Raw genomic sequence first — 13461 nt, 5'->3', positions numbered from 1 at the left:
CGGCCGGGCAGCACGGCTACCGGCGCATTGCCGCCTCATAGAGAGCCGCCGCATCCCGTGCCGCACGCATGGCCGCGGCGGCCTCGGGATCGCGCAGGCGCCGTGCCACGCAGGCCAGAGCGTTCAGCGGCTCGCCCTCGGCGGCCGTGGGGAGCAGCAACAGGAAGACGAGGTCCACCGGCCGGTCGTCGACCGCCTCGAAATCGATCGGCTCACGGAGCCGGGCGAGGATCCCGTACGGGCGCGTTATCGCGTCGAGGCGCGCATGCGGCAGGGCGATGCCGTCTCCGATCCCGGTCGAGCCGAGGGTCTCGCGCCGGATGAGCGCCGGATAAATCGCCCCCGCGCTCAGGCCGAGGGCGCCGGCCGCACGGCGTGCCAGCTCCTCGAGCAAGGCGCCTTTGCTGGCCATGCGCAGGCCGACGAGGGCGTCGGCCGGCACGAGGATCTGGTCCACGGTCATCGCGCGAAATCGCGGGCGCAGGGACGCATCGGGCTATCCTCGAGATCAGTGGGTCGCGGCGCCGTCGGCGGCGCGGGGATGCGGGACCGGCTCGTCGTCGGGCGCGCGCAGGCGGTAGCCGACGCCGGTCTCGGTCAGCAGGAGGCGCGGCCGTTCGGGATCGGCCTCCAGCTTCTGGCGAAGCTGGCGCACGTAGACGCGCAGATATTGCGGATCGGACGAGGACGGGACCGAGCGCATGAGCTGCGCATGGGTCAGCACCTTGCCGGCATGCAGCACCAGGACGCGCAGGAAGTCGTATTCCCGCGGGGTCAGCTTCACCTCGGCCTCGTCGACCTTCACGATCCGGCGGACGAGATCGACCGAGAGGTTGTCGACGCGGAAGATCGGCCGCTCGCCCCGCGCGGCGAGCTGGTGGCGCATGGCGGCCCGCAGGCGGGCCAGCAGCTCCGCCATGCCGAAGGGCTTGGTCACATAATCGTTGGCGCCGAGATCCAGCGCCTCGACCTTGCCGCCCTCGTCGTCGCGGCTCGACAGCACGACGACGGGCAGATCGGGATGGCTCGCCCGGACCGCCCGTAACAGATCGTGGCCGCGCATGTCGGGCAGGCCGAGGTCGAGGATCACGAGGTCCACCCCCTCGCGCCCGAGCAGCGCCAGGGCGGTCCGGGCGTCGGGCGCCTCCAGGACGGCGTAGCCCTGCGTGGCGAGGCCCATGCGCAGGAGCTTGCGGATCGGCGGCTCGTCGTCGACCACCAGGACCGTGGGGCTCATGCGGCGATGTCCTTGGGCGCAGTTCGGGCGGGCACGGGAAGGCTGATGGTGAAGCAGGCCCCGCTCCGGTCCCGGCGATTTCCGGCCGTGACCGTGCCGCCCATCGCCTCGACGAAGCCCCGGGAAATGGCGAGCCCCAGCCCGGTGCCGGCCCTGACCCGATCGCCCTTCCGGACGCGGTAGAACTTGTCGAACACCCGCTCGACATCCGCCTCGGGCAGGCCGTCCCCCTCGTCCAGCACGGCGATCCGGACCCGGTCGTCGGCGCGGCGGACCTGCAGGGTGACGGTCGAGCCCTCGGGCGCGTATTTGGCGGCGTTGTCGAGGAGATTGACCAGAACCTGTTCGAACAGGACGGGGTCGAGCGCCAGGGCCGGCAGGTCGGGCTCCACCTCCACGGCGACGCGATGCGCGGCGAGGATCTTCTGGGTGCGGCGCAGGGCCGTGTCGACGGTCTCGGCCACGTCCTGCGCCGAGAGGTTCGGTGCCACCGCGCCAGCCTCCAGCCGGGTCATGTCGAGGAGGTTGGCGATGAAGCGATTGAGCCGCTCCGATTCCTCGATGATCGTCGCCAGCAGCTCGGCCTTCGCGTCTGCCGGAAGGGCCGATTCGAGGTCGCGCAGGGTGCTGGCCGCGCCGAGCACCGACGCGAGGGGCGTGCGCAGGTCGTGGCTGATCGAGGTGAGCAGCGCCTGGCGCAGGCGGTCGGTCTCGGCGGCGCGCTCAGCCCGGTCGAGATCCTCCACGAGCCGGACCCGCTCGATGGCGAGGGCGCCCATGTCGGCCAGGGCGTCGAGGAGGCGGCGGCCCTCCGGCGACAGGATCGGTCCGGTGCCGTCGGAATCGAGGCCGATCACCCCGATCGTGCCGCGCCCGGTCCGCATCGGCAGAAACAGCCGCTTGGCCCCCGGCAGCGTGTCGGCCCCGCGGCCCGCCGGCCGGTCGTTGTCGAAGGCCCATTGCGCCGCCGCCAGATCGGCCTCGTCCAGCATGTCCTCGGGCGGGTAGCCGGCCCGGACCGTGACGGCCTGACCGTCGGGCAGCAGCAGGACGACGCGGACCTTCAGCATCGCGGCGACCTGGGCGCAGGTGGCCCAGAGCACGTCGTCCAGGGTGCCGCAGGCGGCGAGCTTCCGCGAGAAGCCGAACAGCCGCTCGGTGGCCCGGGCGCGACCCTGGCTGACCACCGCCACGCGGCGGGCGCGGGACGCGAGGTTCGAGACCAGCACCGCCACCAGGGTGAAGAGCAGGAAGGCCGCGACGTTGGTCGGGTCGGCGATGGTGAGCGTGTAGACCGGCGGCAGGAAGAAGAAGTTGTAGGCGAGCGAGGCCGCCACCACCGCGGCGAGCGCCGGCCCGAGCCCCCAGCGCACCGCCACCGCGACGATGGCGGTAAGAAGGAAGAGGTCGGCGTTCTCGACGCCGGCATAGGGCTGAGCGAGGATGGCGGCGCCGAGTCCCGCGGCGACGGCCGACAGCGCGACCGCGTAGGGCCGCGCCTCGAAGCCCGACCGCGACGGGGCGACCGCGACGGGGCGGCGCGGCTGCGTCGTGTCCGGAACGGCCTCGCCGGGGACCACGTGCACGCTGATGGCGCCGCTGCCCCGCACGAGATCGTGCACCACGGAGCCGTTGAGCAGCTCGAACAGCCATGACCGGTTCGCCTTGCCGACCACGATGTGATTGACGTTGGCGGACCGGGCGTAGTCGAGCACGTCGTCGGCGATCCGGCGGCCGCCCGGGAGGGTGACGGCATCGCCGCCGAGCCGGTCGGCGATCCGCAACGCTTCGGCGATCCGGTCGCGCTCGGCCTCGCTCAAGGTCGCCGCGCGGGCCCCCTCGATCGAGAGCGCCGTCCAGGGCGCATGCAGGCGGTCGGCGAGGCGCTTGGCGTAGCGCACGAGGCCTGCGGAGCGGGGGTCCTCGTTCACGCAGACCAGCACGCGCTCGCCCGCCGCCCAGGGGCCGGCGATGGCGTTGGCCCGCATGTGGCCGAGCAGCTCGTCGTCGACCCGGTCGGCGGTGCGCCGCAGCGCCAGCTCGCGGAGCGCCGTCAGGTTGCCGCGGGAGAAGTAGTGCTTCAGGGCCCGCTCGGCGTGGGTCGGGACGTAGACGTTGCCGTCCTTCAGGCGCTGGATGAGGTCGTCGGGGTTGAGGTCCACCACCTCGATGTCGTCGGCGCGGTCGAGAACGCCGTCCGGCACCGTCTCGCGCACCCGGATACGGGTGATCGAGGCGACCACGTCGTTGAGGCTCTCGACGTGCTGGATGTTGAGCGTCGTCAGAACGTCGATGCCGGCATCGAGAAGCTCCTCGACATCCTGGTACCGTTTCGGGTGGCGCGAGCCCGGGGCATTGGTGTGGGCCAGCTCGTCGACCAGCGCCAGCGCCGGCCGGCGGGCGAGGAGGGCGTCGAGGTCCATCTCCTGAAGGACGGTGCCGTGATACGGCACCGACCGGCGGGGGATCGTCTCGAAGCCGTCGAGCAGGGCCTCGGTCTCGGCCCGGCCATGCGTCTCGACCACGCCGATCACGACGTCGATCCCCGCCTTCAGCCGGGCCCGGCCGATGGTCAGCATCTCGTAGGTCTTGCCGACCCCCGGGGCGGCCCCGAGAAACACCTTGAGCCGCCCGCGCGTCCGCTCCTCCCGGCGCGCCGCTTCGAGCAGGGCGTCGGGCGAGGGGCGGGTCGGGTCGCGGGTGGTCTCGGGCATGAACCTCGTCTCAGGAGCAGTCTGTCTCGGGCCATCCGGCCCTCGCTCTCAGCCGGTGGCCTCGCGGTGCTCCGGCCGGATGCGCGACCCCCGGCCATCCCCTTCGGCGCCGCTGACGCGGCTTTTCAGGATGCGGGCGGGGATCGGACGTGTCCATCACCGACGGGCGAGATCGTCGACGGCGAGGTTCAGCGCCAGGACGTTGACGCGCGGCTCACCCAGGATGCCGAGGGTGCGCCCCTCGATTCGGGCGGTCACGAGGTCGCGCAGCTTGTCCTCCGGGATGTTGCGCGCCTTTGCGACGCGGGAAACCTGGAAGTAGGCGGCCTCGGGCGAGATGTCCGGATCGAGGCCGGAGCCGCTTGTCGTCACGAGATCGACGGGCACCGGGACGCTCGGATTCTCGGCCTTCAGCGCATCGACATCGGTCTTCACCCGCTCCGCCAGCGCCGCGCTGGTCGGGCCGAGATTCGAGCCCGAGGAATTGGCCGCGTTGTAGGGCGCCGGCACCGTCTTGGAGGCGTCGGCGGGGTCCGGCGCCGTCGTTGCGGAGGGCCGGCCGTGGAAGTAGCCGGCGCCGGTGAAGGTCTGGCCGATCAGGCTGGAGCCGATGACGGTGCCGTCGCGCTCGATCAGGCTGCCGGCGGCCTTGGCGGGGAAGATGGCGCCGGCGAGGCCGGTCATCGCGAGGGGGTAGGCGAGGCCGGTGATCGCGGTCAGCGCGGTGAGCAGGACCAGGGCGGGGCGAAGCTGTTTCAGCATGGCGGGTCTCCGATGGACCGGTTCAGACGAGGTGGAGGGCGCTGACGGCGAGGTCGATGGCCTTGATGCCGACGAAGGGCACGAGGACGCCGCCGAGCCCGTAGATCAGGAGGTTCCGGCGTAGCAGAGCGGCCGCGCCGACGGCCCGGTAGGTCACGCCGCGCAGGGCCAGCGGGATCAGCGCCACGATGATCAGCGCGTTGAAGATGATCGCCGACAGGATCGCGCTCTGCGGCGAGGCGAGGCCCATGATGTTGAGCGCCTGGAGCTGCGGATAGAGGCCCAGGAACATCGCCGGGATGATGGCGAAGTACTTGGCGACGTCGTTGGCGATCGAGAAGGTCGTCAGCGCGCCGCGGGTCATCAGCAATTGCTTGCCGATGCCGACGATCTCGATGAGCTTGGTCGGGTCACTGTCGAGATCGACCATGTTGCCGGCCTCGCGGGCCGCCACGGTCCCGGTGTTCATCGCGACGCCGACATCGGCCTGGGCGAGGGCGGGGGCGTCGTTGGTGCCGTCGCCGCACATGGCGACGAGCTTGCCGTCCGCCTGCTCCTTGCGGATTAGCGCGAGCTTGTCCTCCGGGGTGGCCTGGGCGAGGAAATCGTCGACGCCGGCCTCCGCCGCGATGGCAGCCGCAGTCATCGGGTTGTCGCCGGTGATCATCACCGTGCGGATGCCCATCTGGCGCAGCTCCGCGAAGCGCTCGCGAATGCCGCCCTTCACAATGTCCTTCAGGTAGACGACGCCGAGCAGCCGCCCGTCCTGCGCGACCGCGAGGGGCGTGCCGCCGGCCTTGGCGATCTCCTCCGCGATGGCGCGGATCTCCTTGACGGCACCCGTCTCCGGAGCCGGCTGGAAGGCGAGGGCGGCGTTCGAGCCCCGGCTCGCCACGGGCTGGCCGGACAGGGACGCGATCACGGCGTCGACCGCGCCCTTACGGATCGAGGCGCTCTCCAGATCGACGCCCGACATGCGCGACTGCGCGGTGAACGGCACGAAGGTGGCGTTGAGACCCGCCATGTCGCGGGCGCGGATGCCGTACTTCTCCTTGGCCAGCACGACGATCGAGCGGCCCTCCGGCGTCTCGTCCGCCAGGGAGGCGAGCTGCGCCGCGTCGGCGAGCTCCTGCGCGCTCACGCCGGAGATCGGGCGGAACTCGGTGGCCTGCCGGTTGCCGAGCGTGATCGTGCCGGTCTTGTCGAGGAGCAGGGTGTCGACGTCGCCCGCGGCCTCGACGGCGCGGCCCGACATGGCGAGCACGTTGAAGCGCACCAGCCGGTCCATGCCGGCGATGCCGATCGCCGAGAGCAGCGCGCCGATCGTCGTGGGGATCAGCGTGACGAACAGGGCGACGAGGACGATCACGGGGATCGAACCGCCCGCGTAGCTCGCGAAGCTCGGGATCGAGGCCACCGCGAAGACGAACACGATGGTGAGCCCGGCGAGCAGGATGTTCAGGGCGATCTCATTCGGCGTCTTCTGCCGCGAGGCGCCCTCCACCAGGGCGATCATCCGGTCGACGAAGGTCGAGCCGGCCGCCGCGGTGATGCGGACCTTGATCTCGTCCGAGAGAACCTGCGTGCCGCCGGTCACCGCCGAGCGGTCGCCGCCGGATTCGCGGATCACCGGGGCGGATTCGCCCGTGATGGCGGCCTCGTTCACGGAGGCCACGCCCTCGATTACCTCGCCGTCGGAGGGGATCAGGTCGCCGGCCTCGACCAGCACGACGTCGCCGACCTTGAGGGCGGTGCCCGGCACCGTCTCATAGGCCGGGCCCGCCCCCTTGAGGCGCTTGGCCGTCATCTCGGTGCGGGTGCGCCGCAGGCTGTCGGCCTGGGCCTTGCCGCGCCCCTCCGCGAGGGCCTCGGCGAAGTTGGCGAAGATCAGGGTGAACCACAGCCAGAGGATGATCTGGCCGGAGAAGGCGAGGTCGCTGCCGCCGGTGACGAGGTCGCGGGCGAACAGGACCGTGGTGAGCGCCGCCACGACCTCGACCACGAACATGACCGGGTTGCGGATCATGGCGCGGGGATCGAGCTTCCTGACGGAGCCGATGAGGGCCGGCCCGATCAGGGCGGCACTGAACAGGGATGATGTCTGACGCGACATGGAAGATGTCCGGAAGGGGTGGGGAGCCCGGCGCGGCGCGCCGGGCGCTTTTGGGATCAGAGGGCCAGCCTGCCGGCCGTCAGTGCGTAGGCGGCCAGGAGGGCGAAGCCGCCGAGCAGGACGACGCCGAGGAGCGCCAGGACGAGGTCCGACGTCCGCAGGGGCGGGGCACCGGCGCGGTCGCGCCGGTGCGGCTGCCGGTGCAGCACGAGGTGGTGGCGCGCGACGCGCCGGGCGGGGAGGGCGCGCGGCATCTCAGCCCCCTGTCGCGAAGGTCTGGCCGGCCGCGCCCGCGAGGTGCTCGACCACGGGGCCCAGCGCCAGGGATGGGAAGAAGGTCAGGCCGCCGATGATGAGGATCACGCCGACCAGCAGCCCGACGAACAGGCCGCCATGGGTCGGGAACGTGCCCGCCGAGGCCGGGACCGTCTTCTTGGCGGCGAGCGAGCCCGCGATGGCCAGGACCGGGATCTTCACGAAGAACCGGCCGACCAGCATGCCGATGGCCAGGGTGCTGTTGTAGAACAGCGTGTTGGCCGTCAGCCCGCCGAAGGCCGAGCCGTTGTTGGCCGCCGCCGACGTGTAGGCGTAGAGGATCTCCGAGAAGCCGTGCGGGCCGGCATTGGCCGGGCCGGCGAGGCCCGCCGGCACCACCGTCGCCAGGGCGGTGAAGCCCAGCATCATCAGCGGCAGGCAGAGGATGCCGAGCATGGCCATCTTCACCTCCTTCGCCTCGATCTTCTTGCCGAGGTATTCGGGGGTGCGGCCGACCATCAGGCCCGCCACGAAGATCGCCACGATCACGAAGATCAGCATGCCGTAGAGGCCGGCGCCGACGCCGCCGATGATGATCTCGCCGAGCTGCATGTTGAGCAGCGGGATCAGGCCGCCGAGCGCCGTGAACGAGTCGTGCATGGCGTTGACGGCGCCGCAGGAGGCCGCCGTGGTGATCACCGCGAACAGCGCCGAGGCGGCGATGCCGAAGCGGGTCTCCTTGCCCTCCATGTTGCCGCCGGTCAGCCCGAAGCTGTTCAGGACGGCGCTGCCGTGGGCCTCGGCCCAGTAGGTGACGAGGACGCCCGCGAGGAACAGGATCCCCATGGCGCCGAGGATTGCCCAGCCCTGGCGCTCGTCGCCGACCATGCGGCCGAAGACGTTGGTCAGCGCGGCGCCGATCACGAAGATCGAGACCATCTGGACGAAGTTCGACAGGGCGGTGGGGTTCTCGAACGGGTGCGCGGCGTTGGCGTTGAAGAAGCCGCCGCCATTGGTCCCGAGCATCTTGATCGCCACCTGGCTCGCCACCGGTCCGAGCGCGAGGGTCTGGTGCGCGCCCTCCAGGGTCGTGGCGTCGACGTAGGCGCCGAGCGTCTGCGGCATGCCCTGCCAGACGAGGAACAGCGTGTAAGGCACGCAGATCGGCAGAAGCACGTAGAGGGTGGCGCGGGTCACATCGACCCAGAACGAGCCGATCGTGCCCGACGAGGCGCGGGCGAACCCGCGGATCAGCGCCACCGCCACCGCGATGCCGGTCGCCGCCGACAGGAAGTTCTGGTGCGTCAGCCCCAGCATCTGGGAGAGGTACGAGAGCGTGGTCTCGCCGCCGTAGGACTGCCAGTTGGTGTTGGTGATGAAGCTGGTCGACGTGTTGAACGCGAGATCCGGCGCCACCGCGGTCTGATCGGCCGGATTGAGCGGCAGCACCGCCTGCAGCCGCAGGATCGCGTACAGCACCGCAAAGCCCAGCACGTGGAACAGGATGACCGCGCCCGTATAGGCCAGCCAGTGCTGCTCCTGGCGGGCATCGATGCCGGACACGCGGTAGAGCCCGCGCTCGACGGGGCCGAGCACGGGTGAGAGGAGGGTGCGCTCTCCGGTGAAGACCCGGGTCATGTACGATCCGAGGGGCTTCACGAGCGCCAGAACGACCGCGCAGTAGAGCGCGATCTGGATCCAGCCGTTGAGGTTCATGGGGGAGATCCGTCAGGGCCGCTCAGAACCGCTCGGGGCGGACGAGGGCGTAGGTGAGGTAGACGAGGAGGCCGGCGGTCACGCAGGCGCCGAGGGCGAGGTCGAGGGTCATGGCGGACTCTCTCAGAGCCGATCGCAGGCGGCCGCGTAGCCGGCCGCGGCGGCAAAGAAGGCGAGCGCTCCGGCGAGGAAGACGATGTCGAGCATGGGGGTCAGGTCCGGTTCGGCGGACCGGCCGCGGAGGTTCCGCACCCGGCCTTGGCCGACCATCAGTGTCGCCTCAAACCGCGTTAGGGTTCGAGCGAGGACCGGGGCGGAACTTATAAGGGTCGCGTTAGGATCGTGCGCGTCCGACGAAGCTCGCACGCAACGCGCCGCAGGCTGACGGCATCGTCAGCCGCGCGGCGCCGGGGCAGAGCGCACGCCACAGCGCCCGATCCAGCCGGATCACGCCCGCGGCCTCGCCGCGAATGCCGCCATAGATCAACCCACAAGCGTGGCAGCGCCCGGCGACGGGCACGATGGGGCAGGCGCAGGGCGCGGCCAAGCCAATCTGCGGCGATCGCCCGGGTGCGGGACAGGACGGCGCTCCGGAGGGCCGGTCGTCCAAATCGAGCGCCGTAACCGAGGCGCTCATCGAGCGGTGAAGGGTTCGGGGATGTTCAGAGCCAGCAGCAGGACCGAGATGGCCGACCAAGCGCCGAGCGTGACGATCATCAGCGCGAAGACGCGGTCGGCCCGACATTCGGCGAGGATATGGCGGAGGATCTGCATGGGGGGGCTCCATCCGGGCATGTGTCCGGTGGCGCGATCACGTCCCCGTCGGCCGTGAGGATCCAAGACGGCTGCAGAGCATCCGGCGTAGGGATGTCATCAGGATCGCGAGCGACTGCGAGGTCAGGCGTCCCGTCGTCGGCGGCCGTGGTCTGCGGCTGTGCCGTCGGCGCCGTGGCAAAGCCGGGGAAGCTCGGATCGAGTTCGTGCAGGAAGCAGGGCGGCGAGCTGTACGGGCCGACTTCCAGGTCGGCGCATGCGGAAGACGTAACCGTCGGCCCCTGCGGCCGGGATGCGTCTGAAGCCATGATTCGGCCCTTCCCGGTGCGGCTCGTCCGCGCCCGCGGCCGGACATCCGCATCGAAGCGGATGCCGACCTCTGCATCGTCCGTCTCGCGACCGGCCCTATGCCGGTTCGGTCTCGGGCTGCTCGGTCGAACTGAACACGACGTCGCCGGTCCGCTCGCAGATCACGCTCACCGACGTCGCACCCTTCTCCCGATGCTGGATGGGCAGTTGCGCCAGCGCGTAGGCCGTCGCCGCCTCAAGGTCGCACGGCCAGAGCTTGGTAAAGCTCTCGCGCTTTCCCTTACGAAAAGTGATCTTGTAGGCCATTATTTCCTCCGTTTTCACGGAAGATACACTGTACCTGACGCGACGCGACGCCTCGCCCAGACATGGCACCGATGCGTCCGGGGCGGGCACGGATGATCGGCGGCCGTGACGGACCGGCTGAAATCGACGGTCTGTTTCGAGTTGCCACACCTGTGGGCACATCGTTCCCCGCAACGCGACAGCAGTTCTGACGCCGCTTGATCCGACAATTGGACCATGTAACGGTGTCGAATAATGAATAGCCAGGCTTCGGACAACGCGTGTGTCCGGCCTCACGCGGCAAGCCGCGGCGCCCTCGAAGCGTCGTTGTCAGGGTGGTCCGAGCCATGTCTCACACGCCGGCCGGGTCCCCGTTCGAGACGTCTGCGGATGCGCTGGGGGCCGCGATCCGGACAGCCGGATCGCCCGAGGACGGCGTCGCCAGGCACAAGCTCATCGAGGCTATCGAGAGCAGCTCCGAGGGGTTCGCGCTGTTCGATTCGGACGACCGCCTCGTCTTCTGCAACCGGCACTTCCAGGATTTCCATCCCGGCCTGTCGGCGATCATCGTCCCGGGCGTGACGTTCGTGGCCATCGCCCGAGCCGTCGCCGAGACCTGCATCGTGCGCGCAGACGGCACGACGGTCGAGGCGTGGCTGGCGGAGCGGATCGCCCGTTATCGCGCACCGCGCGGGCCGCTCCTCCAGCAGCGCGTCGATGGCCGCTGGGTTCAGGTCAGCGAGCGCAAGATCAACGACGGCGGCGTCGTTGCCGTCTACACCGACGTGACCGAGATCAAGCGTGCCGAGCAGGCGCTCCGGGCGACGCAGGGCCGGCTGACCTACCTGCTGACCGCGTCACCGTCGATGATCTGCAGTTTCGAGGTGGGCGGCCGCAACGCGCCGACCTTCATCAGCGAGAATGTACGCGATCTCCTCGGCTACGAGCCCGGCGATTATCTGGCCGGACCGGAATTCTGGCTGGAGCGGCTGCACCCCGAAGACCGGGAGCGCGTCCTCGGCGAATTCCCGCATCTGCTCGATCAGGGTCACAACGTCATCGAATACCGGTTCCTGCACGCGAACGGCACCTATCGCTGGGTCCGGGACGAGCAGCGCCTCCTGCGCGATCCGAACGGTCGGCCCGTCGAGGTGGTCGAGTCGTGGAGCGACATCACGGAGCGCAAGGAAGCCGAGCTGGCGCTTCAGAAGCAGACCGCCTTCGTCGAGCTGCTCCAGGCGGCGGCCGCAGCCGCCAACGAGGCGCCGACGGTGGCGGAGGCCCTGCGCTTCTGTCTGGAACGCGTCGCCCACCATGCCGGCTGGCCCCTCGGCCACGCCTACACCCGCGCCGATGACGGAAGCCGGGCCCTCCTGCCGACGGGGATCTGGCATTGCGACACGCCAGAAGGGTTCGCCCAGTTGCGCGCGGCGACGGCCGGGACGCCGCTCGGTCCGGGAACGGGCCTCGCCGGTCGCGTCTTGCTCTCCGGGGCTCCCGAATGGACCCTCGGCGATCCGACGCTGGCCGGAGACCCCCGCGCCCCGGCGGCCGCGCAGGACGGGATCCGGGCGGGCTTCGGCTTTCCCGTGACAGTCGGGCGCGAGGTGGTGGCGGTGCTGGAATTCTTCGCCCGCGATGCATCGCCGCCGGACGCGTCGCTGCTGCGGGTGATGAGCAATATCGGCGCGCAGCTGGGGCGGGTGATCGAGCGCAAGCAGGCCGAGGAACGTCTGCGACAGGCCAAGGAGGCGGCCGAGGAAGCCAGCCGCGCCAAGAGCAGCTTCCTGGCCAATATGAGCCACGAATTGCGCACGCCGCTCAATGCGATCATCGGCTTCACCCGGCTGGTGATGCGCCGGGCGAAGGACGCCCTGCCGGTGAAGCAGTTCGAGAACCTCGAGAAGATCCTGGCGAGTTCAGAGCACCTTCTCTCGCTGATCAACAGCATCCTCGATCTCGCCAAGGTCGAAGCGGGACGGATGGAGGTGAAACCGTCCGACTTCACGCTGGAGCCGGTCCTCGACCTCTGCCTCAGGACGGTCGAGCCCCTCGTCAAGAACGAGGGCGTGCAGCTCGTTCGAGATGTCCGGGATACGCCCGCGACCTTCCGGACCGATGAGGAGAAGCTGCGGCAGATCCTCATCAACCTGCTCAGCAACGCCATCAAGTTTACCGAGGCCGGATCGGTGACGCTGCGCGTCCGTCCGGTTGGCGAGAGTGTCGAATTCGCCGTGATCGACACCGGCATCGGCATTCCCGCCGACGCGCTGAATGCGATCTTCGAGGAGTTCCATCAGGTCGACAACAGCGCCACGCGCTCCCACAGCGGCACGGGCCTCGGTCTGGCGATCAGCCACCGGCTCGCCCGGCTGCTCGGCGGAAAGATCGGCGTCGAGAGCCGGGAAGGGGCGGGGTCGACCTTCACCCTCAGCATCCCGATGCGGATCGCCGGCGCCGCCGAGGGACCGCCGAGTCCGAGGCCGGCGCTCCCGGTAACGCCGGTGTCCCGGTCGGGCGCCAAGCTCGTGCTCGCGATCGACGACGATCCCAACGTCGTCTACCTGCTGCAGGAGAACCTCGCCGATGCCGGCTACACGGTCATCGGCGCATCGAGCGGCCAGGACGGGCTTCTGAAGGCGCGGGAGCTGCAACCGCGTGCCATCACCCTCGACATCATGATGCCCGGCACCGACGGCTGGCAGGTGCTGCACGCGCTGAAGACCGATCCGCTGACGCGGGACATCCCGGTCGTGCTGATCTCGATCGTCGACCAGAAGGAGCTGGGCTTCCGCCTCGGAGCGACCGACTACATCGTGAAGCCGTTCGAGCGGGAAGCCCTGATCGGCGCCCTCGCGCGGATCGCCCCCGACAACGAGCGCATCCTCGTGATCGACGACGATCCCAACGTTCCCGACCTCGTGCGCCAGCTGCTCAACGCGGAGCAATGCACCGTCGATTGGGTGGCGGACGGGGCGGCCGGCCTGGAGCGTATCGCTCAGGCCCGCCCGAGCGTCATCCTGCTCGACCTGCTGATGCCGCGGATGGACGGCCTCGCCTTCCTGGACGCCCTCCAGGCCGATCCGGTCGGCCGGACGATCCCCGTCGTGGTCCTGACAGCCGCATCCCTGGATACGGCCGAGCGCGACATGCTGCGGGAGCGGGTACTCGGACTGATCGACAAGAGCGGTCTCGACCGCGCCGCCCTGGTCCGCGAGGTGCGGCGCGTGCTGCCGGTCCTGGAGCTCGAGGCGGCCGACGGTGACCGATGAGCCGTCGGCTACGCCCTGCGCGCC

General features: G+C 70.2%; 12 protein-coding genes. 1 reads left to right on the top strand and 11 read right to left on the bottom strand.

Going from position 1 to position 13461, the window contains the following annotated elements:
* Positions 1–16: 16 nt before the first annotated feature.
* The 11 genes from PQI07_RS03190 to PQI07_RS03140 form a co-directional block, all read right to left on the bottom strand.
* Positions 17–463 (bottom strand): PTS sugar transporter subunit IIA, encoded by a 447-nt coding sequence (locus PQI07_RS03190; RefSeq protein WP_274926021.1) that lies wholly within the window; start codon positions 461–463, stop codon positions 17–19.
* A gap of 45 nt (positions 464–508) precedes the next feature.
* Entirely contained in the window at positions 509–1237 is a 729-nt protein-coding gene (locus tag PQI07_RS03185; RefSeq protein ID WP_043356449.1) for a response regulator transcription factor, read from the bottom strand.
* Positions 1234–3951, bottom strand: coding sequence for a sensor histidine kinase (locus PQI07_RS03180; protein ID WP_043755114.1), 2718 nt, complete (start codon positions 3949–3951; stop codon positions 1234–1236). The genes PQI07_RS03185 and PQI07_RS03180 overlap by 4 nt, the downstream gene beginning before the upstream one ends.
* Before the next feature lie 156 nt (positions 3952–4107).
* On the bottom strand, positions 4108–4713 hold the full coding sequence (locus PQI07_RS03175) for a K(+)-transporting ATPase subunit C (protein WP_274926020.1): 606 nt from the start codon (positions 4711–4713) through the stop codon (positions 4108–4110).
* Positions 4714–4735: 22 nt separating this feature from the next.
* A complete protein-coding gene (gene kdpB, locus PQI07_RS03170) occupies positions 4736–6826 on the bottom strand; it encodes a potassium-transporting ATPase subunit KdpB (RefSeq protein ID WP_274926019.1) in 2091 nt (696 codons plus the stop codon).
* A 56-nt stretch (positions 6827–6882) separates the two neighbouring features.
* Positions 6883–7080, bottom strand: a complete 198-nt coding sequence (locus PQI07_RS03165; RefSeq protein WP_043354148.1) for a hypothetical protein — start codon at positions 7078–7080, stop codon at positions 6883–6885.
* A 1-nt stretch (position 7081) separates the two neighbouring features.
* On the bottom strand, positions 7082–8797 hold the full coding sequence (gene kdpA, locus PQI07_RS03160) for a potassium-transporting ATPase subunit KdpA (RefSeq protein WP_043354149.1): 1716 nt from the start codon (positions 8795–8797) through the stop codon (positions 7082–7084).
* Between the two features lie 22 nt (positions 8798–8819).
* The gene (locus PQI07_RS03155; protein WP_020091582.1) at positions 8820–8909 is read right to left on the bottom strand and encodes a K(+)-transporting ATPase subunit F; all 90 of its coding nucleotides are present in this window, start codon (positions 8907–8909) and stop codon (positions 8820–8822) included.
* Positions 8910–8920: 11 nt separating this feature from the next.
* The gene (locus PQI07_RS03150; protein ID WP_158498429.1) at positions 8921–9067 is read right to left on the bottom strand and encodes a hypothetical protein; all 147 of its coding nucleotides are present in this window, start codon (positions 9065–9067) and stop codon (positions 8921–8923) included.
* Between the two features lie 363 nt (positions 9068–9430).
* Positions 9431–9571, bottom strand: a complete 141-nt coding sequence (locus PQI07_RS03145) for a hypothetical protein (protein ID WP_164706328.1) — start codon at positions 9569–9571, stop codon at positions 9431–9433.
* Positions 9572–9976: 405 nt separating this feature from the next.
* Positions 9977–10186 carry a hypothetical protein gene (locus PQI07_RS03140; RefSeq protein ID WP_043755118.1) on the bottom strand — a complete coding sequence of 70 codons (210 nt, stop codon included), beginning with the start codon at positions 10184–10186 and terminating at the stop codon, positions 9977–9979.
* Between the two features lie 326 nt (positions 10187–10512).
* Between PQI07_RS03140 and PQI07_RS03135 the strand changes: the two genes are divergently transcribed.
* Positions 10513–13437, top strand: a complete 2925-nt coding sequence (locus PQI07_RS03135) for a response regulator (protein ID WP_274926018.1) — start codon at positions 10513–10515, stop codon at positions 13435–13437.
* Positions 13438–13461: the final 24 nt, after the last annotated feature.

This window comes from Methylobacterium sp. 092160098-2, from assembly GCF_028920805.1.
Lineage (GTDB): Bacteria > Pseudomonadota > Alphaproteobacteria > Rhizobiales > Beijerinckiaceae > Methylobacterium > Methylobacterium fujisawaense.
The sequence above is the reverse complement of the archived record's forward strand: the minus strand, read 5'-3'. Positions and strand labels throughout refer to the sequence as shown.